The following is a 21,899-nucleotide window of genomic DNA, read 5'->3' on the forward strand; positions in this document are numbered from 1 at the left end:
TCACTTCACGCGTCGGAACCGAACAAACGGGGGAAGCCATGAGCCGGCACGACCACGCGTACGAGGAAACCGGGGCGGACCACACCGGACACGGGCACGCGGGCCACGGGCACGCCGGGCACAGTCACGGCGTGGGCGCGGACGCGGACCGCCGCTGGCTGGCGATCGCGCTCGGGCTGATCGGCGGCTTCATGGCCGTGGAGGTGGTCATCGGCGTGATGGCCCACTCCCTGGCCTTGATCTCCGATGCCGCGCACATGCTGACGGACGCCGTCTCGATCGTCCTCGCGCTGATCGCGATGCGGCTGGCGGCGCGCCCGGCGCGGGGCGGTTTCACGTACGGCCTCAAGCGCGCGGAGATACTCTCCGCGCAGGCCAACGGGCTGACCCTGCTGCTGCTGGCGGTCTGGCTGGCGTACGAGGCGGTGCGGCGGCTGCTGGATCCGCCTCCGGTGGAGGGCGGGCTGGTGCTGGTGACGGCGCTGGCCGGGATCGTGGTGAACATCGGCGCGGCCTGGTGCATCTCGCGGGCGAACCGGTCCTCGCTCGCGGTGGAGGGCGCCTACCAGCACATCCTGAACGACCTGTTCGCCTTCATCGGGACGGCCGTGTCCGGTCTGATCGTGCTCACGACCGGTTTCGTGCAGGCCGACGCGATCGCCACGCTGGTCGTGGTGGTGCTGATGGTCAAGGCGGGCTACGGGCTGGTCCGCGATTCGGGGCGGATCTTCCTGGAGGCCGCGCCGGCGCACGTGGACCCGGACGCGGTCGGCGACCGTCTGGTGCACCACGCGCCCGTCACCGAGGTGCACGACCTGCACATCTGGACGATCACCTCCGGTCAGGCGGCCCTGTCCGCGCACGTGCTGGTGGAGCCGGCGGGCGACTGCCACGCGGTACGGCGGGAGCTGGAGCTGCTCCTGGCGAAGGAGTACGGGATCACCCACACCACCTTGCAAGTGGACCACGTGCAGGACGCCCTGCTGTCGGTCGGCCGGGCGGGCGAGGCTCCGGGCGGCGCGGACCCGCACTGCGCGGACGCCCACGGCCCGGTGCACCGCGAGGGGCCGCACGCGCACTGACGGCCGGCCGGCGCCACGGGCCGGCGGCCGGCCGGCGGCGCCCGGGCACTGAGCGGGGCTCCGGCGGGGCATGTATGGCCCCGTGACGGATGTGAAGAGGTACCGGCGGAGCGCCGGCCTGCTGCTGTTCCGCCGGACCGCCGGGCACGGGGTGGAGGTGCTGCTCGGCCATATGGGCGGCCCGCTCTGGGCCGGGCGGGACGCCGGGGGCTGGGCGATCCCGAAGGGCGAGTACGGGCCGGACGAGACGCCCCGGGACGCGGCCCGCCGGGAGTTCACCGAGGAGCTGGGGCTGCCTCCGCCGGAGGGGGAGTACCTGCCGCTGGGCGACGTGCGGCTGAGCAGCGGGAAGCTCGTGATCATCTGGGCGGTGGAGGCGGACCTCGACCCCGCGCTGACCGTGCCGGGCACCTTCACCATGGAGTGGCCGCCGCACTCGGGCGTCGAGCGGGAGTTCCCCGAGCTGGACCGGGTGGCCTGGTTCGCGCCCCCGCTCGCCCGCAGCAAGCTGATTGTCAGTCAAATCCCTTTTCTGGAGCGCCTCCTGGTGCTCTTGTCGGATTGACCTGACCTTTACTTGCCAATAAACGCCACCTCCGTGGACATTGCACATATGACGAACGTCGTGCTGGTGGGAACCCTGGACACCAAGGGTGTCGAGTACGGCTGGCTGCGCGAGAGGCTGCTGCGCGCCGGCGTCGAAGTGGTGCTGGTGGACACGGGGATCATGGGAGAGCCCCGGGTGCCCGCGGACGTGCCGCGCGAAGCGGTGGCGCGGGCGGCGAGCACGGAACTGCCGGAACTGCGCACGGCCGCCGACCGGGGCGCGGCCGTGACCACGATGGCCCGGGGCGCCGAGGCGACCCTGTTGCGCCTGCACGCCGAGGGCCGCCTGCACGGCGTGCTCGCGATCGGGGGCAGCGGAGGGACCTCCATCGCGACGCGGGCGATGCGGGCGCTGCCCCTGGGCGTGCCGAAGATGATGGTCTCGTCGATGGCGTCCGGGGACGTGTCCCCCTACGTGGGCTCCGCGGACATCACCATGATGTACAGCGTGGTGGACATCGCCGGGATCAACAGCGTCTCGGAACCGGTGCTGGCCAATGCGGCGGAGGCGATGGCCGGGATGGCGAAGGGCTTCGCCCGCTCCGTGCTGGACCGCAGCCGGCCGGCCCGGCTGGGCGCCGGCTCGCGGCCGCTGGTGGCCGCGAGCATGGCGGGGGTGACCACGACCGGGGTGGACGCGGCCCGGGAACGGCTGGAGCAGCTGGGGTACGAGGTACTGGTCTTCCACGTCAGCGGCGCCGGCGGCCGCACCCTGGAGACGCTGGCCGGGCAGGGGGTGTTCGCGGGGGTGCTGGACCTGACCCTGAGCGAACTCGCCGACGACCTGTGCGGGGGCATCCTGAGCGCCGGCCCCGACCGGCTGAGCGCGGCGGGACGGGCCGGGGTTCCGCAGGTGGTGAGCCTGGGGGCGCTGGACATGGTGAAGTTCGGCCCGATGGAGACCCTGCCCGAGCGGGTGCGCTACCGCCGGGTCCGCGTCCACAACCCGTCGATCACGGTGATCCGTACGACCGAGTCCGAGTGCGCCGAGCTGGGGCGGAGGGTCGCCGGCAAACTCCGTGCGGCGACCGGGCCGACGGCGGTGTGCCTCCCGCTGCGCGGGCTGTCCACGCTCGGCGCGCCGGGCGGCCCGTACCACGACCCGGGCGCGGACCTGGCGCTGTTCTCGGCGCTGCGCGAGGGCCTGCGGGGCAGCGCGGCCCGGCTCTACGACTACGACACCCACATCAACGACCCGTCCTTCGGGCGGGCGGCGGCCGACCGGCTGCACGCCATGATCGGGGCGGTGGCGGCGGCGGCCTGACCACGCTGCGGGACACGCGGCGGGGTGGGGAACCGGCCGTGGCGGAAAGCCGTCCTCCGGAGGGAACGGACCGTCGGCGGCCGGCCCGGTCCGACGACCGGCCGGCCGCCGCGGGCGGCCGGCGACGCCACGGACGGGGGCGCAGGATGGGCAACGGGTGGACGGTACCCGGCTACACCGAGGTCCGGGAGCTCGGCGCGGGCGGCAGCGGCCGGGTCGTGCTCGCGCTCCACGACGCCACGGGCACCGCGGTCGCGGTGAAGTACCTCAGCGAGCGGATGCGCGAGGACCCGGCCTTCGTACGGGAATTCCGCTCGGAGGCCCGGCTGCTGGGCGGGCTCGTGTCGCCGTACGTGGTGGGCCTGTACGAGTACGTGGAGGCACCGGGCGGCGCGGCGATCGTGATGGAGCTGGTCGACGGGATCTCCCTGCGCGCCGTGATGCGGGAGTCGGGGCCGGCGGACGCCGAAGCCGCGCTGGTGGTGCTGAAGGGCTCCCTGCTCGGGCTGGCCGCGGCCCACCGGGCCGATGTCGTGCACCGCGACTACAAGCCGGAGAACGTCCTGGTAGCGCCCGACGGCTCCTCCAAACTGGTGGACTTCGGCATCGCGGCGGGCCGGGACACCACCCCGGGGGTGGCGGGCACCCCCGCCTACATGGCCCCGGAGCAGTGGCAGGGGCGGCCGGCCTCGCCGACGGCCGACGTGTACGCGGCCACCGCGACCTTCTTCGAGCTGCTGACCGGCCGCAAACCGTATGACGGGGCGAGCTTCGCGGAGCTCGCCGTCCAGCACATCGAGGCCCCGGTGCCGGAGACCGAGGCCCCCGAGCCGGTACGCCCGCTCATCCGGCGGGGGCTGGCCAAGCGGCCGGAGCAGCGCCCGGAGAACGCCGAGGCGTTCGTCGCGGAGCTGGAGGCGGTGGCGGTGGCGGCCTACGGGCCCCAGTGGGAGGAGCGCGGGCAGCGCAGGCTCGCCGCGCTGGCGGCCCTGCTGCCGCTGCTGTTCCCGTCCGCGGCCGGCGCGGCGGCGGGCACCACGGCGGTGGCGACGACCACGATCGGCCGGGCCGGCTGGGCTCCCGGGCGCGGGGGCTGGCTGGCGACGGGCCTGGCCCTGGTGCTGGGCGCGCTGCTGGTGCTCACGACGGACGCGATCGGCGGCACCCCGCCCGCGGCCTCGGCGCTCAGCGACTTCGCCACGACGAGCCCGGCCCCGCCCGGGTCCGCGTCGCCCGCGCCGGGGCCGTCCGCCCCGGCCCCGGCGCCGCCCTCCGCGGGCCCGTCGGCGTCCCCGTCGGCCGGTGTCCCGCCGACCCCGACGCCGACGCCCACCCCCTCGCACCCGGTGAGCGCGAGCCCGTCGCCGAGCCCGACGCCCAAGCCGACGGTGACCCACCGGCCGGCCCCGACGCCCTCCCCCACGCCGAGGGTGACCAAGGTCGGCGTCACGCTCGAGCCCGGGGTCTACCGGGGGGAGGCCACCGTCTCGGTGGCCGCCCAGGGCAGCGGGCCGGTCACCGTCGTACTGGAGTGGTTCCTCGGCAGCAAGCCGGGTGCGTACTCCGTTCCCGACGGCACCGACACCGTCGTCGTGCAGGCCGGCTCCCTCGCCCAGGTGGTCCGAACCCACGCCTTCAGCCGGGGCCACGGCTGCTACGGCGGCGTGCGGGTCACGACCCGGCCCGCCGCGGCGAACGGCTCGGCCTCCGCTTCCCGGCTGATGGCCCGCTGCCAGACCCAGGAGCCCACCCAGGAGCCGCCACGATGAGCGATCCGCGCGCCCCGAGGGGCCCCGCCGAGGACGAGTACAGCGCCACCGTGCTCGGCAGCCACTGGTTCAGTGGTCCGCCGCCCCCGGCGGACGCCGCGCCCGACCGGGTCGAGGGTTCCGTACTGCGGTTCGGGCCGGGGGTGACGGCGGCGATGGCCCCGCCGTTCCCCGTCCACCCCGGGCCCCGCGGGCCCCGGCCGGCCGCGCGGCCGGGCGGCGGCTGGCGCCGGTACACCCTGGCCGCCGTGGTGCTGGCCGCGGTGCTCGGCTACCTGGGCTGGCAGCGGTTCGGGCCGGCCGTCGAGGTACGGGACCTGTCGGTGGCCACCGACCCGCGGGGGCCCGGGTGCGACGCGACCGCCGATGTGGTGGCCGTCGTACGCACCAACGGGCGCCCGGGAACCCTCACGTACCGCTGGGTCCGCAGCGACGGCACCCGGTCGGAGGAGCTCACGGAGCGGGTGCCCGGCGGGCGCGAGGAGGCCACCCTGCACCTCCTGTGGACCTTCCGGGGAACCGGCGGCTACCCGGCGCGCGCCGAGCTCCAGCTGCTCTCGCCCGAGCGGAGGACGGCGGCGGCCGAGTTCACCTACCGGTGCCCCCGGTAGCGGGGAGCCCGGAAGGCCCGCGGCCGCTCCGGGGAGCCGCCGCGGGCCGTTCCGCGTTCCCGTCCCCCGCCGCAACCGGGGGACGGAGTCGGTGGGAAGCGGCCGGCGGGACGGCGCCGGACGGCTCCCGGTCCGGACGGATTCCCCGTCCGGACGGTCATTAGAACCGCGCGTGCGCGGTGATGTCGGCCTGGAACTCCCCGGTGATCGCGGGGGTGACCGTCGGCCTGGACTGCGCCACCGCCGCCAGGTAGTCCTCCGTCGTCGCGCCGAACCGTGCGGCCGCCGCACCGCGCGCGCCCACCGCCTCCAGGTCCCGCTCGAAGGACACCTGCGCGGCGATCCGCGCGGCGTGCTCGATGTCGGCGGGGGTGAACAGCTCGGTCGCCGCCACCAGCGCCGCCACGTCCACGTCGGTCCGTCCGGCCGTGTAGCGCGACCAGATCGCGGCGCGCGCCCCGGCGTCCGGGGTGCCGATCGGGATCAGGTAGTCGAAGCGGCCGGGCCGCAGGAAGGCCGGGTCGAGGGAGCGGATGGAGTTCGTCGCGCAGACGAGCAGCCGCTCGTCGCCCTCCCGGAAGCCGGGGATCAGCTTGAGCAGCTCGTTCGTCACCCCGTGGATGCCGCCCGGCTGGGCCGGCTCGGTGCGGACGGGCGCGATCTCCTCGACCTCGTCGATGAAGACGAGGACCCGCTCCAGCTCGGCGATCCGGGCGAAGGCGACGCGCAGCGCGGCGGCGAGGTTGCCCTCGTCGGCGAGGCGTGAGGGCAGCAGTTCCACGAAGGGCCAGCCCAGCCGGGAGGCGATGGCCCGGGCGAAGGTGGTCTTGCCGGTGCCGGGCGGCCCGAAGAGGGTGATCGCGCGCGGCGGCCGCACCCCGTGGGCGGCGGCCCGCTCCGGCTCGGCGAGCGGGAGCACCACGCGCCGCTCGATGAGCTCCTTCTCCTTCTCCATGCCGGCGACCTTGGCCCACAGGTCGCTGGGCAGGAAGCGGCCGCCGAGGTCGTCGAGGAGGCCCGCTGCGGGTCCGTGCAGCGGCTCGGTCTTCTCGAAGTAGGCGACGGCGGGCTGCCGGGTGTAGCCGGCGTTGAGCAGGCCCTCGCCGAGCAGGTCCTCCTCGGGCAGCACGTAGGCGATCCGGCCGACGCGGGCGGCGATCAGGCGCCGCTCCAGTTCGACGAGGAGGGCGCTGGCGAGGCCCCGGCCGCGCCATCCGGCGGCGATCGCGATACGCATCACCCAGGCGCGTTCGCCGGTCACGCAGGCCAGGGCGGCGCCGATCGGGACGCCCTGGTGGACGGCGACGACGCAGGGCTGCCGGTCGGTCAGCGCGCTGATGCACTCGGCGAGCGAGAACACGGACTCCTGGCCCAGTTCGGCCGTGGTGTCTATGAGATGGACCACCGCCGCGAGATCGCTCTCGCGGTAGTCGTGGATGAGCCAGTTCACCGGGTACCGCCCCTCGTTCGTGCTCCTGCGGCGAGGCTAGGGGCGGGCGGGCCCGGCGTTCACGCACCGCGGTGCACAACAGCCGGGCCGGAAGTCCGCCGCCGCGTCCATAGACTGGATCTTCCGCCGAAACGGCCCGCCGGGGACGCCGCCGCCTTCGGAGCTTCCGACATGCGCACGGTGCGAGGGGCGGGCGCGGGCGCCCTGACACCCCGCGGGCTGCCCGGATTCACAGCGGATTCACAGCGGCCACCGGGCTCCGGGCACAGGTTCACCGGGGAGGCTCGGACCCATGATCCCCGGCACCCTCCCACGACCGGCCGGCCGCCCCCGCGCCCGTCGGGCGGCGCGGATCCCGCTCGCGCTGACCACGATGGCCGCCCTGCTGGGCCTGGACCTCCCCGAGGCCGGCGCGCTGCCCCCGCTCGGCGTCACCGTGCGGGCCGGCGCGGACGCCACGGCGGCCCGGGTGGGCGCGCTGTTCGCGGGCGGGACGGACGGCGGGCACTTCTGCACCGCTTCCGTGGTGCGCAGCACCGGCCGCGACCTGATCGCCACCGCCGCGCACTGCCTGGACGACCCGGACACCACGTCTTCGCCCCGGGCTACCGGGACGGGGAGGCCCCGTACGGGCTGTGGCGGCTGACCGGCGTGTACACGGCCCCGGGCTGGGCGGCGGGCGAGGACCCCGACGCGGATGTCGCCTTCGCGAGGGTCGTCCCGGCGGACGGCGCGGAGACCGGCGCCGTGGAGGACGTGGTCGGCGGCTTCCCGGTCGCGGCCGGGCAGCCGCGGAACGTGACGGTGACCGTCGTCGGCTACCCCAGTACCGAGGACGCCCCGCTGCGCTGCACCAACGGGACGAGCCTGTTCTCGGCCACCCAGCGCCGGATCGACTGTCCCGCGCTCAGCGGCGGCACCAGCGGCAGCCCCTGGCTGGTGGACGGGCCCTGGCCGGGGTGCTGGGCGGCCACGAGGGCGGCGGCACGGTCCCGGAGGTCTCGTACAGCGCCGTCCTGGGCGGTGCGGCCCTGGAGCTCTACCGCGAGGCGGCCGGCTGATCCCCGCCCGCGGCCGGGGCCTCGAACCAGGTCGGGTCCTCGCTCAGGGAGCGCCGTACGCGGTCCAGGGCGAAGGGCTCCAGCGGCGGCAGGGCGTCCGGGGCGAACCAGGCCGCCTCCAGCAGCTCCCCGTCGGCGGCCCGGGGTTCGCCGCCGGTGGCCCGGCAGCGGAAGGTGATGTCCTGGAACTGGCAGACGTCGCCGTTCGGGTAGGTGACCGGCGCGAGCATCTGGACGAGGACCACCCGTTCGGGGACGCACCGTACGGCCGTCTCCTCGTACACCTCGCGCACGGCCGTCCCGGCGGGCTGCTCCCCCGGCTCGGCGATCCCGCCGATCACCGACCACCTGCCGTTGTCGGCCCTGCGCCCGAGGAGCACCCGGCCCCGGTCGTCGACGACGACGGCGGTGACACCGGGCAGCAGGAGCAGCCGGTGGCCGGCGCCGCTCGCCCTGATCTCGCGGATGAACTCGGGCGTGGTCATGCCCCGACCCTACGGGTTCGTGCCGAGGCCGCTGTCGTCATGCGGCCCGGCGGGCGCGGATCCGGCGGGTCAGCACCGCCCCGAGGCCGCCGGCCGCGACCAGGAGCAGCGCGTACTCGGGCAGTGCGCCCAGGCGGGTGGCCGGGGTCCGCGAGGAGCGCAGCGGGATCTCGGCGACGAGGGCGTCGGCGGTGAACATCTCCGTCTGCTGCGTGACCTTCCCGTCGGGCTGGATGACCGCGCTGACTCCGCTGGTGACGGGGACGAGCACGGTCCGGCTGTGCTCGACGGCGCGGATCCGGTCCATGGCCAGCTGCTGGTAGGTCATCTGGGTCCGGCCGAAGGTGGCGTTGTTGCTGGGCACCGCGATGACCTGGGCGCCGGCCCGCACGGTGGAGAGGACGGCGTCGTCGAAGGCGGCCTCGTAGCAGGTGACCATGCCGATGCCGCTGCCCGCCATGTCGAAGACCCCCGGCTCCTTGCCGGGGCCGAAGTCGCGGCGGACGCGGTCCACGTCGGAGCTGAAGAGCCGGACGAAGGAGCGCATCGGGATGCGCTCGCCGAAGGGCTGGATCTTGCGCTTGTCGTAGGTGTCGGTGGGGCCCTTGACGGGGTCCCACAAGATCATCGTGTTGCGCAGGGGTCCGGTTTCGGGGGCCAGTACGGAGCCGATCGCGACGGGCACGCCGATGGCCTTGACCGCGTTGTCGATTACGGCGTAGGCGTCGGGCTGGGTGTACGGGTCGATGTCGGAGGAGTTCTCCGGCCACAGGACGAAGTCGGGCTTGGGGACGCGGCCGGCCTTGACGTCCTCGGCGAGCTGGAGGGTGCGGTTCGCGTGGTTGTCGAGGACCTGGCGGCGCTGGGCGTTGAAGTCGAGTCCGGCCCGCGGCACGTTGCCCTGGATGAGGGCGGCCACGGCCGTGCCGTCCTCGGCGGCGCCGGAGACCAGCGGGCGGGCGGCGAGCGCCGCGCCGACCGGGGCGGCGACGGCGAGCGCGGCGAGCGCGGCGGCGCCGCGCGTCGGGTGCCGGCGGGCGATGCGCAGGCCCTCGTACAGGCCGAAACCGCACAGGGCGACGCCGAAGGAGAGCAACGGGGTGCCGCCGACGGCGGCGAGCGGGGTGAAGACCCCGTCGGCCTGGCCGAAGGCGAGCTTGCCCCAGGAGAAGCCGCCGAAGGGGGCCCGGGCGCGCAGGGCCTCTCCGGCGACCCAGACGGCGGCGGCCCACAGGGGCCGGCCGGGCAGCCGGCTGACGAGGGCGATGCCGAGGCAGGTGAGGCCGATGAGGAGGGACTCGAGGGTGACGAGCGCGATCCAGGGGACCGGGCCGACGCCCTCGCCGGTCCACACCAGGAGCGGCAGCAGGAAGCCGAGGCCGAAGAGGAAGCCGAGGCCGAAGCCGGCCCGGGCGCGGCGCCCGCGCAGGCACCCGGCGAGCAGCGCGAGGGCGAGGGGCGCCACCCACCACAGGGGGCGGGGCGGGAAGCTGAGGTAGAGCAGTACCCCGCCGAGTGCGGCCAGGGCGGCCCGCGCCGGCCGGCCGCCCTTGCGCCGTCCCGGGCGGGGGCCGTCGGCGGCTTCGGGCGGGGCGACGGCTGCGGCTCGTCCGGCGGGCTGCGAGGGCTCGCTCTCGGCGGCGCGGGTGACACTGCTGCTCATTTGGCGGAGTGTACGTCCCCGCACCCCCGGGGCCGGTAAGGAACCGTGCGCCACCCGGCCGGGGGCGCCTCCCGGCGGTGGCCGGGGCGGGGTCTAGCGGGCGAGGGTGCGCAGGTGGGTGCGGATGACGCGGACGGCGTTCTCCGCGTCGTCGACGGTGACCGTGAACAGCTTGCCGTCGCCGAGCCGCAGCTCCACCCCCTCGCCGCGCCGGACGATGATGGCGGTGCCCTTCTCGGGGCGCCAGCGGTAACCCCAGCCGCCCCACTGCTGGGGGGTGATGCGGGGGCAGAACTCGGCGGAGGCGACCTCCGCGAGCCGGATCTTGCGGCGGGGCAGCCCTATGTGGCCGCAGCGCACTTCCAGGGCCTCCGCGTCGACGGTGACCGCCACGTGGACGAAGGCCAGGGTGCCGTAGAGGATCAGCAGCCCGCCGGCGATGCAGCCGACCACGGCCATCAGCAGGGGAACGAATCCGGCGGTCCAGGAGTTGGCGACGGCCAGTCCCACACCGAGTGCGAGACAGGCCGCACCGGCCGCGGCGAGCAGCCACTGCACACGGTTGGAAGCCCGGCCCGTCCAGAGGGGACCTGGGGGGTGACCCGTCATGAGCAGCAGCGTACTCAGCTTCCGCATGTGCGCCACCGCCTCTGCGCCACTCGGCGCATCGTGCTGGGGAGAGCTGGTACCTGCCCGCTCTTGACCTCGACCAAACTCGAGGTTCTACGGTCGTGCACATGACGAACCAGACGCATCACGAGGCGACTTCCGTGACTCCCGAGCGCTACCGCACGTCGGTGGTCCCGCACATCATGGTCGCCGACGCGCCCGAGGCCCTCTCCTTCTACACGCGGGCCTTCGGGGCCGTCGAGGAGTTCCGTCTCCCCGCCCCGGGCGGTGGGGTGCTGCACGCCGAGATCCGGGTCGGCGGGGCTGTGCTGATGCTCGGCGACACCGCCGAGGGCCACTTCACCTCTCCCGCCTCGCTCGGCGGCACCTCGACGGCCCTGCACGTGTACGTCCCGGACGTGGACGCCCTCGTACGGACGGCCGTGGCGGCCGGCGCGGAACTGCTCCAGGAACCGGCGGACCAGTTCCACGGGGACCGCACCGCCGTCCTCCGCGACCCGTCCGGGCACGTGTGGGTGTTCCTGACCCACCTGGAGGACGTCTCCGGGGAGGAGCTGGCCGCGCGGGCGGCGGCGGCCTGAGCGGGTACCGATGGGTCGCGCGGGCCGGCCCGAAAAGATCAGCCCCGCGACGCCGGCCCATTCCGTCGGCCACGGCCGCCTGCTCAGGTGGACGGCCAAGGGGAACCTCGGCACCTCAGGTACTCGCGGCCCGGCCCCCGTCAGACAGGCCCCGAGCGGGCAGCAGGGCGGTCAGGGCGTCGCGCAGGGCCGGGCGGCGGGTGGTCACGAAGCGGTGCAGGGCCCTCGAGCCGAGGGCCACGCGCTGGGCGCTGCGGCGGCGCTCCGCGTCGTACGCGCGCAGGGCGGTGGTCAGACCGGTACGGCCGTGGGCGTCGACGGCTCGGGTGAGGGCCTCGGCGTCGAGGAGGGCGGTGCAGGCGCCCTGGCCCAGGTTCGGCGTCATGGCGTGCGCGGCGTCGCCGACCAGGGCGATCCGGCCGGCGGTGACGAAGGCGGGGAGCGCCGGGTGGAGGTGGCGCATCTCGTACCGGAGCCAGTCGGCGGGGTCGGTCTCGGCGAGCAGGCGCGGGACCGGGTCGTGCCAGCCCTCGAAGGCGGCCCTCAGCCCGTCGGCGGTGGTGGCCTCGGGGACGGCGGCGTACCAGTTGGTGCGGCCGGGCTCGACGGGGGTGATTCCGAAGAAGCGCCCGTCACCCCAGGTCTCCCCGTGGATCCCGGTCTCGAAGTCCGCGATGCCGATCCAGGCGACGGTGCCGATGGCGCGCACCCCGCTGCGGGTGCCGAAGTGGGCGGTACGGACGGTGCTGTTGATGCCGTCGGCGCCGACGACGAGGTCGGCGTCGAGGGCGCGGGGATCGGTGAGGCGCCGCCCGTACTCGACGTCCGCACCGCCGAGCCGGCCGAGGGCGGCGAGGAGCGCGTCGATCAGATGGGGCCGGGATACGAGCAGTTCGGGGCGGCCCGCCTTGCGCTCGACTCGTTCGAGCGGGAGGGCGGCGAGCACCCTGCCGTCCGGACGCCGGATGTGGGCCCGGCGGTAGGGCAGCGCCCGCGCGAGGGCTTCGCCCAGGCCGAGCCGGTCCAGGGCGGCCTGGGCGGTGGGGTGGATGCCGAAGGCGGTGCCGTAGCGCTCCGGGGCGGGGCGGCCTTCCAGGACGCGTACGGACCAGCCCGCGCGGCGGAGTCCGATCGCGGTGGCGAGTCCGCCGACGCCGGCGCCGACGACGACGGCCGTGCCGGGGGCGCCGCTCCGGCGGCCCCGGACGTCACCGGAGGCGTTGTCGGGGCGCTCCCCGTTCTTGCCGTTCCGGTCGCTCTCGCCCTTCCGGTCGCTCTTGCCGTTCCGGTCGCTCTTGCCGTTCCGGTCGTTGCGGCCGTTCCGGTCGTTCGCCATGACGTGCTCCTGGATCCGTCGGACGTGCAGAGCAGAAACCGCACCACCACAGCCGTGGTACCTCATTCGTGGTACCACGGCTGTGGTTATCCTGGCAAGGTGAATCAGGACCGGAGGGACCGGCTGCGCGACGCGGCCGTCGCGGTGCTGGCCGAGGCGGGTGGGCGCGGGCTCACCCATCGGGCCGTCGACGCGGCCGCGGGCGTGCCGCTGGGCACGGCCAAGAACTACTTCCCGACCCGCGACGCGCTCCTGCGGGCCGTGGCCGACCGCTGCCTGGAGCAGTACCGGGCCCTGACCGCCGCACTGGCGGCAGCCGGGCCGGGGCCCTCGGACCGGGCGGGGCTGGCGGCGCTGCTGGCCGGGCTGCTGCGGGACGTGGCCGGGCCGGGACGGCCGCGCCTGCTGGCCTACCTGGAGCTGCGGACCGAAGCCACCCGGCGGCCCTGGCTGGCCGGGCTGCTGGACCCGATCGCCGCCGGGGACTTCGCCGCGTACCGGGCCCTGCTGGCCGGAGCCGGCCTCCCGGCCGGGACGGAGCAGGCCCGCACCCTCACCCTCGCCCTGCACGGCGCGATCCCGCACCTGCTGGCGGGGACCCCGGAGGCGCTGGCCGCGGCCGGGCTCGACGACCTCGACGGCTTCACGCGCGGCCTGCTGGCCACCGCATGCCCTGGCGACGAGGAGGCCCGGTGACCACCCGGCTGGACCGCGCCGTGGGCACCGTACTGGGCTCGGCCGCGGGCGACGCGCTGGGGGCTCCGTACGAGTTCGGGCCCGCGGGGCAACTGAGCGCGCGGGGCGCCGAGATGCGCGGGGGCGGCGGCTGGGATCCGGGCGAGGCGACGGACGACACCCAGATGGCGGTCCTCGTCGCCGAGTCCCTGCTGGAGCACGGCGGGCTCGAACTCCCCGACATCTTCGGCCGCTTCCAGCGGTGGGCCGCCGGGCAGCCCAAGGACATCGGGCTCCAGACCGAGGACGTGCTGTCCAACGGCCTGCCCTGGGATCTGGCCGCCGCCCACCACTTCCGGGTCAACGCCCGGGCCGCGGGCAATGGTTCCCTCATGCGGGCCGCCGGCTCGGCGGTGTACTTCGCGGCCGCCGGCCGGGAGGCCTCCATGGACGCGGCCCGGCGGATCGCGGCCCTCACGCACGGCGACCGGGCCGCCTGGGAGGGCACCGCCCTCCTGCACGAACTCGTACGGGTGGCCCTGGACGGCGGTGATCCGCTGGCCGCGCTCCCGGAGGCGCTGGAGGCGGTGCACCCGGACCACCGCGCCCGGTACGCCCGCGTGCTCGCCCCCGACTGGCATCCGGGGCTGGCCACCGAGTTCAACGGGGCGGTGTGGCCCTGCCTGGGCTCGGCGGTGTGGGCCCTGCGCACGGCCGGCGGGTTCGCGGAGACCGTACGGGCCGCCGTGGACCTGGGCGGCGACACCGACACGGTCGCCGCCGTGACCGGGACCCTGGCCGGCGCCGTGTACGGGCAGGCGGCGGTCCCCGAACAGTGGACGGGTCCGCTGCACGTGCCGCTGCCCGGCTTCGGCGACCGGGTCCTGGACGCCGAGGCGCTGCGTGACCTGGCCCGGCGGCTCGCGGAAGCGGGCTGAGGTCCGCCGCCGCCCGTCCGGCGGGGCCGGGTGGCGGTTGCGGACCGGCCGCCACACCCCCGGACGGGCGGCGTCCCGCCGGGGAGCCGGGGTCAGCCGCAGCCGCAGCCCCCGCAGCCGCCGCCACCTCCGCAGCCGCCCCCGCAGCTGCTGGAGCTGCCCGCCCCGGTCGTGCCGGCGGTCCCGGAGGCCGTGGCCCGCTTCGCCTTCGTCGTACTGCGGGAGGCCTGTTTCAGCACCTGCTCCTGCTCCCTGCGGCGTTCCTCGTCCCGCTTCCGCCTTCCCTCGGCGGACGCGCGGTAGGAGGACCCGGCCGGGTGCCAGCGGCCGAGCCCGTGCCGGCGGCGGGGCTGCAGGGACACGCCCGCGACCTGGCAGGAGATGCCGCCGTAGCCCTCGTGCACGGCGTATTCCAGGATGACCTCGCCGCCCTCTCGCGGCACCCCTTGGAGCAGCGCCTCGAAGGGTTCGGCGCGGGCGTCGATGTCGTGCAGCCCGTCCCGGGGCAGGCCCGCCGTCCCCGCGGCCAGCAGGCGCGAGTCCCCGAGGGTGTCCCGGTCCCGGGGGCGGTAGCAGACCAGGGGCCGGCCCGTCGTGTCGTCGGCGTCCGGCAGCAGCCAGAAGTGCCCCGAGGGGGAGATCCGTACGCCGACGACCCGCACCGGCTGGTCCCCGGCGTACAGGCGGCGCGTGGCCCGGTCGGCGGCCCAGCCCCGGCCCAGGAGGGTGCTCCCGAGCACCACGAGGGCCAGGGCGAGGCACTGCTGGCCGACGGCGTCGTAGGGGTGGTCCCCGGGGCCGGTCCCGAGGTCGTCGAGCAGGCCGTCCAGGAGGACGACGGCGGCGAACAGGCAGAGGAGGGCCCCGCCGATGATCCGCCTGTTGCCGCGCCGCTCCTGCCCGGACGGCATCCGGTCGGGAAGCGGGAAGCGGGCCGCCCCGGCGGCGTCGAGGAACAGCCGCTCCTGCCGGCGCCGGGCCCACAGCCGCAGCAGCGAACCGGCCAGCGCCCACGAGGCCAGGAGACACACGAGGACGGCCGCGGGGCCCCGTGAAACGGCCGCGGCCGACTCCGCCACGAGCACGGCCGCGGCCACGGCGGCCGCGCCGGGCAGGAACCGGTACCACAGGGGCAGGGCCACCAGCAGCACCGCCGCCGGATAGAACCGCCACGACGTGCCCACTGGACCGGCCGGCCCCCCGTCACGGAGGGCCAGCACGAGTGAGACGGTCACCAGGACAGCGAGGATCCAACTCCCCGCGCAAGGAGCGAAGATGACCGGGGTCCGGGCCTTGCGCCAGCGCTCGGACTCCTCGACGCCCCATGTCCGCACATCACTTGCCGGTATGACCCCGGCGGGAAGGTGCTTGGCATAGGCAATCACAGGCCCAGTATGCGAGCCCGGGCCGTCCGGCGTAACCGCCTTTTGCCGTCCGCCCCGTCAGGGGCTCCGGCCGGCGGAGCCGGCGCACATCGGTCGACAGTTTCCCTTCACGCGTGTCCACCGATCCGGCACTTCCGGCGCCGGCCGCACCCGCCCAGGATGAGGACCGCGCAGCCCGGCGCCCCGGTTCCGTGGCCCCGGCCTGCGCACCACCGACACCGCCACCGCCACCGGAGAACGGACGCCCATGAAGTACCGCCCCCTGGGGAGCACCACCGTCAGCGCGATCGCCCTGGGCGCCATGCCCCTGTCCATCGAGAACCGCCCGGACGAGGCGCGGGCCGTCGCGACCGTCCACGCCGCCCTCGACGCCGGCATCACGCTCATCGACACGGCCGACAGCTACCACTGGCACCCCGACGAGCGCGGCCACAACGAACTCCTCATCGCCCGCGCCCTGGCCCGCTACGGCGGCGACACCTCCCGCGTCCTGGTCGCCACCAAAGGGGGCCGGGGCCGCTCCGGCGACGGCGGCTGGACCGTCACCGGCACCCCCGCCCACCTCAAGCGCGCCGCCGAGGCCTCCCTCAAGCGCCTGGGGGTGGAATCCATCGGCCTGTACCAGCTGCACAAGCCCGACCCCGACGTGCCCTGGGCGGAATCGGTCGGCGCCCTGCGCGAGCTCCTCGACGCCGGCACCATCCGCAGCGCGGGCATCTCCAACGTGACCACCGGCCAGATCCGTGAGGCCCACGCCATCCTCGGTGACGCGCTCGTCTGCGTGCAGAACCAGTACTCCCCCGCGGTCCGCGACGCCGAACCCGAGCTGGAGCTGAGCACCCGGCTCGGCCTGGCCTTCCTGCCCTGGAGCCCGCTGGGCGGCATCTCCCGCAGCTCCCTGGACGGCCCGTCCGGCCCCACCTCCGCGGGAACCGCCTTCCACCGCGTCGCGGCCGGACGCGGCGTCAGCCCGCAGCGGATCGCCCTGGCCTGGCTACTGGCCCGCTCCCCGAGGGTCGTCCCGGTGCCGGGAGCCAGCCGTCCGGCTTCGGTCCAGGACTCGGCCCGGGCCACGGAGATCGAGCTCGAGGCGGCGGAACTGGCCGAACTGGAGGCGGCGCTGCCGGACCGCGGGACCGGCACCTGATCCGCGACGTCGGGGCGGCGGGGGCTCAGTGCTGGTGGACCCGCTCCAGTTCCGCGAGGAGCCGGCCTTCGGCATAGGCGAGGGCGGCGTCCGGGAGGGCGGCGGTCCGCCCGCTGTGCAGTACGGTCAGCCCGCCGGTGGCGGGCAGTTCCGGCGCGGGCTCCAGGCCGATGCGGCGCAGCGCCTGCACCGCGACGGCCTCGGCGGAACCGTAGAACCTGAGCTCCGCTCCCCCGGTGCGGGCGGCGAGGGCGGCCCGGACGGCCTCGTCGACGAGCTCGTAGTGGGTGCAGCCGAGGACCACGTCCGTGACGTCGGCCGGGGTGAGCGCCGCGGCGGCGGCGACGGTGCGGGCGATGGCCGCCTCGTCACCGGCCTCGACGGCGTCGGCCAGTCCGGGGCAGGGCACCTCGGTGACGCGGGCCCCCGCGGCGAAGTCGCGGATCAGCCCGCGCTGGTACGGGCTTCCGGTGGTGGCGGGGGTGGCCCAGATGGCCACCCGCCCGCCGGCGGCCGCGGCGGGCTTGATCGCCGGCACGGTGCCGATGACGGGGATCCCGGGCTCCAGCTCGGCCCGCAGCGCGGGCAGGGAGTGTACGGAGGCGGTGTTGCAGGCCACGATGAGCGCGTCCGGGCCGAACGCGGCGGCGGCCCGGGCGACGGCGCGCGCCCGCTCGGTGAGGTCGGCGGGCGTACGGGGCCCCCAGGGCATCCCGTCCGGGTCCGAGGACAGCAGCAGATCGGCGTCGGGCCGCAGCCGACGCGTCGCGGCGGCCGCAGCGAGGAGGCCGATTCCCGAGTCCATGAGCGCGATCTTCACCTGGTCACCTTAGTCGACATACCCACCACACCCGCGAACCCGCGCCCCGCGAACCCGGCCCACGGCGCCCCCAGGCCCACCCCCCACGGCCCCCGCCCAGGGCCCTCACCAGCACGGGAGCCCCGTGCCACGCTCCACGGGCCCCGCCGAAGTCCGGCCCCGGCGGGCACGGCCGCACCGGGGCGGGGGCACGGTCCGGGTTCCGGGCGGGGCTGGCCGGACGGGGCCGGTCCGGGTTTCGGGCCGGGCAGGGCCGCGCCGCGCCGGGTTCCCGGCCGGACGAGGCCGGGCAGGCTTCCCGGCCGGCGGGGCAGGGCCGCGCCCGGCAGGGTTTCCGGCCGGCGGGACCGGCCGGGCGGTGCGGGGCCGGCTTCCGGGCCGGGCCGCGGAAGGCGCGCCGGGGCGTCCCGCGCCGGTGCCGGCCGCGCCGCGCCGAAGCCGGCCGCCGCCTGCCGCGCCGGCCCGGCCGGTCCCGGCCCCGACTCGCCCGGGATCCGGCTTGCCCGGAAGACGGCCCCGCACCGGCGCCGCTTCGGCAACACTGCCGCCATGGGCCTCCTCATCGCCGCCTACGCGTCCCTCGCCGCCTGGCTCTGGCTGACCCTCGCCCAGGGCATGTTCTGGCGCACCGACGTCCGCCTCCCCCCGCGCACCGCCCCCGCCCGCTGGCCCTCCGTGGCCATCGTCGTCCCGGCCAGGGACGAGTCCGAGGTGCTCCCCCGGAGCCTGCCCTCCCTCCTCGCCCAGGACTATCCCGGCGAGGCGCGGATCGTCCTGGTCGACGACGGCAGCACCGACGGCACGGCGGACCTCGCCCGCGGGCTGGCCGCCGAGCAGCCCGGACTGCCGCTCGCCGTCGTCACCCCCGTGGACCCCCCTCCCGGCTGGACCGGCAAGCTCTGGGCGCTGCGCCACGGCATCGCCCAGGCCCGTACCGGCCCGGACCGGGAGCCCGAGTTCCTCCTGCTCACCGACGCCGACATCGCCCACGAGCCCGACAGCCTGCGCGAACTGGTCGCCGCGGCGACCAGCGGCGGCCTCGACCTCGTCTCCCTGATGGCCCGGCTGCGCGTGGCCGGCTTCTGGGAGCGGCTCCTCGTACCGGCCTTCGTGTACTTCTTCGCGCAGCTGTACCCCTTCCGCCGGGTCAACCGCCCCACCGCCCGGACCGCCGCGGCCGCCGGCGGCTGCGTGCTGCTGAGGACGGAGGCCGCCGTCCGCGCGGGGATCCCGGATTCGATCCGGCAGGCCGTCATCGACGACGTCTCCCTGGCCCGCGCCGTCCAGCGTTCCGGCGGGCGGATCTGGCTTGGGCTGGCGGAGCGGGTGGACAGCGTGCGCCCGTACCCCGCGCTGGGGGACCTGTGGCGGATGGTGTCCCGCAGTGCTTACGCCCAACTGCGCCATCAGCCGCTGCTGCTGGCCGGGACGGTCGCCGGGCTGGCGCTGGTGTACCTGGTTCCCCCGGCGGCCCTGTTCGCGGGTCTGGTGGGCCCGGCCTCGGCGGTGAGCGCCGCGACGGCCTGGGCCGGGGGGCTCGCGTGGCTGCTGATGGCGGGGACGTACCTGCCGATGCTGCGCTACTACCGGCAGTCGGCCGTGCTGGCTCCACTGCTGCCGCTCACCGCGCTGCTGTACCTCCTGATGACCGTGGACTCGGCCGTCCAGCACTACCGGGGGCGTGGCGCCGCCTGGAAGGGCCGCACCTACGCCCGGCCGAGCGACGCCTGAAGCGCCTGGGGGCGGAAACGGAAAAATCCCCCTCCTGAGGAAGCGTCATCCGAGGTCATCGCGTCGTGACTCTCCGTCAGCTCCAAGTGCGTGCAAAGGCCAACCGGCGAGTACGAGTAGCATCAAGCCGGGGCGCAAGTGACGAATCGTGCAGGTGAACGTCATAGCAAAGCTGTGGCCCTGACCTGGGAATATGCAGGTCAGGGCGGTGTTGACGGAGCCTGGCTATGGACCCGGTGAAGCCGTGGGCTTAACTTGTCTCCCATGACCTCCCCCCGCTCCACTTATGGCGGCGGTTACTACTCCGCGCCCTCCTTCCCGGACACCCCCATCTACGACTCCCTCGTCGCCGAACGCGGCACTCCGCAGATCGCCCCGATCCGCGTTCCCGCCGCGTACGAGTCCCCCAGTGCCGGTTACTCGAGCGGTGGTTACCTGCCGGCCCTCGCCTCTTCCATGCCCGCCCTGCCGCCCGCGGCGCCCCAGCCGCCGACCCCGGCGTACGGCTACGGGTACCCGCAGCAGGCCATGCCCCAGCCCCAGCAGATGCCGGTTCCGCTTCAGCACGCGCCGGCCCCGTACATCCCGCAGCAGCAGCAGTTCGCGGGCCGGGGCGGTTACGCGCCGCAGCCCCAGCCGCAGCAGCCGCGCCCGGCGGCCATGGGCACCGGGTACGAGGCCATGCGCCCGGCGGCTCCGCGCCCGATGGCCCCGATGGCTCCGATGGCCCCCGCGGCCCCCATGGCCCCGGTGATGTCCGCGGCGGCCGTCCCCTCGTACGAGGACCCGTACGGCCGCCAATACCAGCAGCGGGGCTACTGACCGGGCGGCCGCCGACCGCGAGCCGGCGTCCCGCGCACCGTGTGCCGCGTGCCGTGCACACGGTCCCTGGGGGGGGCCGGCGGGGGCAGCTGTCACAATGCCCCCATGTCGAATTTGTACGTCCAGTCACTCCACGTCCATCCCGTCAAGTCGGTGGCGGGGGCCGCGCCCGACGAGATAGCCGTGGAGCCCTGGGGACCGGCCGGGGACCGCCGCTGGGCCGTGATCGACACGACCGGCGCGGTCATCACCCAGCGCCAGCAGGCGCGGCTGGCGCTGGCCTCGGCGCGGCCGCTGCCGGGCGGGCGGGTCGAGCTGTCGGGACCGGGCATGCCCGCCCTCGTCGTGGAGGTGCCGCGCTCCGGCCCGCTGGAGCCGGTCGTGCTCTTCGGCAAGAAGATCGAGACGGTGGTCGCGGCGACCGCCGCCGCCGAGTGGTTCACCGCCTACCTCGGCCAGGACGCGCGCCTCGTGCACCTGGACGACCCGGCCGTCCGCCGGCCCGTGGACCCCGACTACGCACTGCCCGGGGAGACGGTCAGCCTCGCCGACGCCTATCCCCTCCTCCTGGCCACGAACGCCTCGCTGGACGCCCTCAACGCGCTGATCGCCCAGGGCGACCACCCGGAGGAGGGGCCGCTGCCCATGAACCGTTTCCGGCCCAACCTGGTGGTCGGCGGACCCGCCGCGGCGTGGGCCGAGGACGACTGGCGGCGCATCGCGATCGGCGACGCCGTGTTCCGCGGGGTGCGCGAATGCGGACGCTGCATCGTGACCACCACCGACCAGCGGACCGCGGAGCGCGGGCGTGAACCGCTGAAGACCCTGGCGAAGCACCGCCGGATCGGGAAGTCGCTGGCCTTCGGACGCCAGCTGGTGCCGGTCGTCACGGGCACGGTGCGCGTGGGCGACGAGGTGCGCGTCCTGGAGTGACCGCGCCGCCGCGCCCGGAGCCCCCGACCCCGCCGCTGACCACGGCGGGCCGACGGAATGACACCTTCGAGGGGCTCCTGGCATCCACTGGAACCAACGGGCCGCACGGGGCCGTTGGAGCATTCAGGACGGCAGAGGAAGACGAAGACCGGGCATGGGGCAGGGGGAGCCGGACCGTGCGGACAGCAATGGGTGTGTGGCGCTGGCGGCGCAATCCGCTGCGCAGGCCGACCGATCTCTTCGAGGCGTGGGTGGCGTTCGCCGCGCTGGTGTGCGTCCTGCTGGTGGCCCCGGCCGTCGGCTGGGCGGCGGGCCTCCAGGTGGACGGGACCTTGCAGCGGGCCGCGCGCGAGCAGCGGCACGAGCGGTACCTGGTCCCGGCGGTGGTGGTCCGGTCCGCGCCGGGCGCGGCCGCCGATCCGTCGGCGCAGCGGCAGGCGCCCGAGCGGACCCGGATCGTGGCCTCCTGGACCGCGCCCGACGGCAGCCGCCACGAGGGCACGGTTCCGGCGGCGGAGGAACCGCCGCGCGCGGGCGACCGGTTCCGGATATGGACCGACATCCGCGGCCGGCTGGTGGGGCAGCCGCTCGACCCTTCCGCCGCCTCCTTCCACGCGGGAACCGCCGGTCTGGCCGCCGCGCTCACCGCCGCCGCGCTGGCGGAGACGGTCCGCCGGCTGGTCGTACGCCGGCTCATGCATCGGCGGTACATACGGCTGGACCGGGCGTGGGCGGCGGCGTGGCCCGACTGGGGCCGGGCGGGCGCGGGCAGCTGACCTGGTCACTCACCGGCCCCACGCGCGCTACGGTGGTGCCGGAGGCCGGTCCGGTCGGCGTGAGCGGCTCCGGCAGCCGTGGAACTCCCGGGGCGCTCGGACCACTTCGACCGCTCCGGTCGTTTCAGTCGCTT

22 protein-coding genes are annotated in these 21,899 nt (G+C 75.6%); 14 read left to right on the forward strand and 8 right to left on the reverse strand.

Annotated elements, in window-relative coordinates; all coding sequences use genetic code 11:
* The first annotated feature begins 38 nt into the window (after positions 1–38).
* From ACZ4WZ_RS01760 to ACZ4WZ_RS01780, 5 genes are all read left to right on the forward strand, one after another.
* Positions 39–1,082 carry a cation diffusion facilitator family transporter gene (locus tag ACZ4WZ_RS01760; protein ID WP_467883968.1) on the forward strand — a complete coding sequence of 348 codons (1,044 nt, stop codon included), beginning with the start codon at positions 39–41 and terminating at the stop codon, positions 1,080–1,082.
* 70 nt (positions 1,083–1,152) lie between these two features.
* Positions 1,153–1,647, forward strand: coding sequence for an NUDIX hydrolase (locus ACZ4WZ_RS01765; protein WP_467883970.1), 495 nt, complete (start codon positions 1,153–1,155; stop codon positions 1,645–1,647).
* 48 nt (positions 1,648–1,695) lie between these two features.
* The gene (locus ACZ4WZ_RS01770; protein ID WP_467883971.1) at positions 1,696–2,952 is read left to right on the forward strand and encodes a Tm-1-like ATP-binding domain-containing protein; all 1,257 of its coding nucleotides are present in this window, start codon (positions 1,696–1,698) and stop codon (positions 2,950–2,952) included.
* Positions 2,953–3,098: 146 nt separating this feature from the next.
* Positions 3,099–4,721 carry a serine/threonine-protein kinase gene (locus tag ACZ4WZ_RS01775; RefSeq protein WP_467883973.1) on the forward strand — a complete coding sequence of 541 codons (1,623 nt, stop codon included), beginning with the start codon at positions 3,099–3,101 and terminating at the stop codon, positions 4,719–4,721.
* Positions 4,718–5,332 (forward strand): hypothetical protein, encoded by a 615-nt coding sequence (locus tag ACZ4WZ_RS01780; RefSeq protein WP_467883975.1) that lies wholly within the window; start codon positions 4,718–4,720, stop codon positions 5,330–5,332. The genes ACZ4WZ_RS01775 and ACZ4WZ_RS01780 overlap by 4 nt, the downstream gene beginning before the upstream one ends.
* Before the next feature lie 160 nt (positions 5,333–5,492).
* Here ACZ4WZ_RS01780 and ACZ4WZ_RS01785 read toward each other — a convergent pair whose 3' ends face one another.
* Positions 5,493–6,782, reverse strand: coding sequence for an ATP-binding protein (locus ACZ4WZ_RS01785; protein ID WP_467883977.1), 1,290 nt, complete (start codon positions 6,780–6,782; stop codon positions 5,493–5,495).
* 292 nt (positions 6,783–7,074) lie between these two features.
* Between ACZ4WZ_RS01785 and ACZ4WZ_RS01790 the strand changes: the two genes are divergently transcribed.
* Entirely contained in the window at positions 7,075–7,428 is a 354-nt protein-coding gene (locus ACZ4WZ_RS01790; protein ID WP_467883979.1) for a hypothetical protein, read from the forward strand.
* Between the two features lie 172 nt (positions 7,429–7,600).
* Here the strand turns inward: ACZ4WZ_RS01790 and ACZ4WZ_RS01795 are convergent, their stop codons facing one another.
* The 4 genes from ACZ4WZ_RS01795 to ACZ4WZ_RS01810 all read right to left on the reverse strand — a co-directional run bounded on the left by ACZ4WZ_RS01795 (position 7,601) and on the right by ACZ4WZ_RS01810 (position 10,627).
* A complete protein-coding gene (locus tag ACZ4WZ_RS01795) occupies positions 7,601–7,756 on the reverse strand; it encodes a hypothetical protein (RefSeq protein WP_467883981.1) in 156 nt (51 codons plus the stop codon).
* 65 nt (positions 7,757–7,821) lie between these two features.
* A complete protein-coding gene (locus ACZ4WZ_RS01800; RefSeq protein WP_467883983.1) occupies positions 7,822–8,328 on the reverse strand; it encodes an NUDIX hydrolase in 507 nt (168 codons plus the stop codon).
* 37 nt (positions 8,329–8,365) lie between these two features.
* Positions 8,366–9,991: an apolipoprotein N-acyltransferase gene (lnt, locus tag ACZ4WZ_RS01805; protein ID WP_467883984.1), complete on the reverse strand. Its 1,626-nt coding sequence runs from the start codon at positions 9,989–9,991 to the stop codon at positions 8,366–8,368.
* Positions 9,992–10,084: 93 nt separating this feature from the next.
* A complete protein-coding gene (locus ACZ4WZ_RS01810) occupies positions 10,085–10,627 on the reverse strand; it encodes a hypothetical protein (RefSeq protein WP_467883986.1) in 543 nt (180 codons plus the stop codon).
* 101 nt (positions 10,628–10,728) lie between these two features.
* On the opposite strand from ACZ4WZ_RS01810, the gene ACZ4WZ_RS01815 reads away from it, so the two are divergent.
* Positions 10,729–11,202 (forward strand): VOC family protein, encoded by a 474-nt coding sequence (locus ACZ4WZ_RS01815; protein WP_467883987.1) that lies wholly within the window; start codon positions 10,729–10,731, stop codon positions 11,200–11,202.
* A gap of 115 nt (positions 11,203–11,317) precedes the next feature.
* Here ACZ4WZ_RS01815 and ACZ4WZ_RS01820 read toward each other — a convergent pair whose 3' ends face one another.
* Positions 11,318–12,538, reverse strand: coding sequence for an FAD-dependent oxidoreductase (locus ACZ4WZ_RS01820; protein ID WP_467883989.1), 1,221 nt, complete (start codon positions 12,536–12,538; stop codon positions 11,318–11,320).
* Between the two features lie 99 nt (positions 12,539–12,637).
* Between ACZ4WZ_RS01820 and ACZ4WZ_RS01825 the strand changes: the two genes are divergently transcribed.
* Together ACZ4WZ_RS01825 and ACZ4WZ_RS01830 are read left to right on the forward strand one after the other, a co-directional pair.
* Positions 12,638–13,234 carry a TetR/AcrR family transcriptional regulator gene (locus ACZ4WZ_RS01825; protein WP_467883990.1) on the forward strand — a complete coding sequence of 199 codons (597 nt, stop codon included), beginning with the start codon at positions 12,638–12,640 and terminating at the stop codon, positions 13,232–13,234.
* A complete protein-coding gene (locus ACZ4WZ_RS01830) occupies positions 13,207–14,151 on the forward strand; it encodes an ADP-ribosylglycohydrolase family protein (RefSeq protein ID WP_467883992.1) in 945 nt (314 codons plus the stop codon). The genes ACZ4WZ_RS01825 and ACZ4WZ_RS01830 overlap by 28 nt, the downstream gene beginning before the upstream one ends.
* A gap of 92 nt (positions 14,152–14,243) precedes the next feature.
* Here the strand turns inward: ACZ4WZ_RS01830 and ACZ4WZ_RS01835 are convergent, their stop codons facing one another.
* A complete protein-coding gene (locus ACZ4WZ_RS01835; protein WP_467883993.1) occupies positions 14,244–15,386 on the reverse strand; it encodes a hypothetical protein in 1,143 nt (380 codons plus the stop codon).
* Positions 15,387–15,783: 397 nt separating this feature from the next.
* On the opposite strand from ACZ4WZ_RS01835, the gene ACZ4WZ_RS01840 reads away from it, so the two are divergent.
* Positions 15,784–16,683, forward strand: coding sequence for an aldo/keto reductase (locus ACZ4WZ_RS01840; RefSeq protein WP_467883994.1), 900 nt, complete (start codon positions 15,784–15,786; stop codon positions 16,681–16,683).
* A 25-nt stretch (positions 16,684–16,708) separates the two neighbouring features.
* On the opposite strand, the gene ACZ4WZ_RS01845 is transcribed toward ACZ4WZ_RS01840, so the two are convergent.
* Positions 16,709–17,503 carry a glutamate racemase gene (locus tag ACZ4WZ_RS01845; RefSeq protein ID WP_467883996.1) on the reverse strand — a complete coding sequence of 265 codons (795 nt, stop codon included), beginning with the start codon at positions 17,501–17,503 and terminating at the stop codon, positions 16,709–16,711.
* 549 nt (positions 17,504–18,052) lie between these two features.
* Here ACZ4WZ_RS01845 and ACZ4WZ_RS01850 point away from each other — a divergent pair.
* The 4 genes from ACZ4WZ_RS01850 to ACZ4WZ_RS01865 all read left to right on the forward strand — a co-directional run bounded on the left by ACZ4WZ_RS01850 (position 18,053) and on the right by ACZ4WZ_RS01865 (position 21,765).
* Positions 18,053–19,234: a glycosyltransferase gene (locus tag ACZ4WZ_RS01850; RefSeq protein ID WP_467883998.1), complete on the forward strand. Its 1,182-nt coding sequence runs from the start codon at positions 18,053–18,055 to the stop codon at positions 19,232–19,234.
* Between the two features lie 264 nt (positions 19,235–19,498).
* Positions 19,499–20,056 carry a DUF6643 family protein gene (locus ACZ4WZ_RS01855; RefSeq protein ID WP_467883999.1) on the forward strand — a complete coding sequence of 186 codons (558 nt, stop codon included), beginning with the start codon at positions 19,499–19,501 and terminating at the stop codon, positions 20,054–20,056.
* Positions 20,057–20,161: 105 nt separating this feature from the next.
* Positions 20,162–20,989 carry an MOSC domain-containing protein gene (locus ACZ4WZ_RS01860; RefSeq protein WP_467884000.1) on the forward strand — a complete coding sequence of 276 codons (828 nt, stop codon included), beginning with the start codon at positions 20,162–20,164 and terminating at the stop codon, positions 20,987–20,989.
* A 176-nt stretch (positions 20,990–21,165) separates the two neighbouring features.
* Complete coding sequence (locus ACZ4WZ_RS01865; RefSeq protein WP_467884002.1) at positions 21,166–21,765, forward strand: Rv1733c family protein; 600 nt, start codon at positions 21,166–21,168, stop codon at positions 21,763–21,765.
* The last annotated feature ends 134 nt before the right edge of the window (positions 21,766–21,899 follow it).

It is taken from the genome of Streptomyces sp. NPDC029122 (assembly GCF_055569445.1).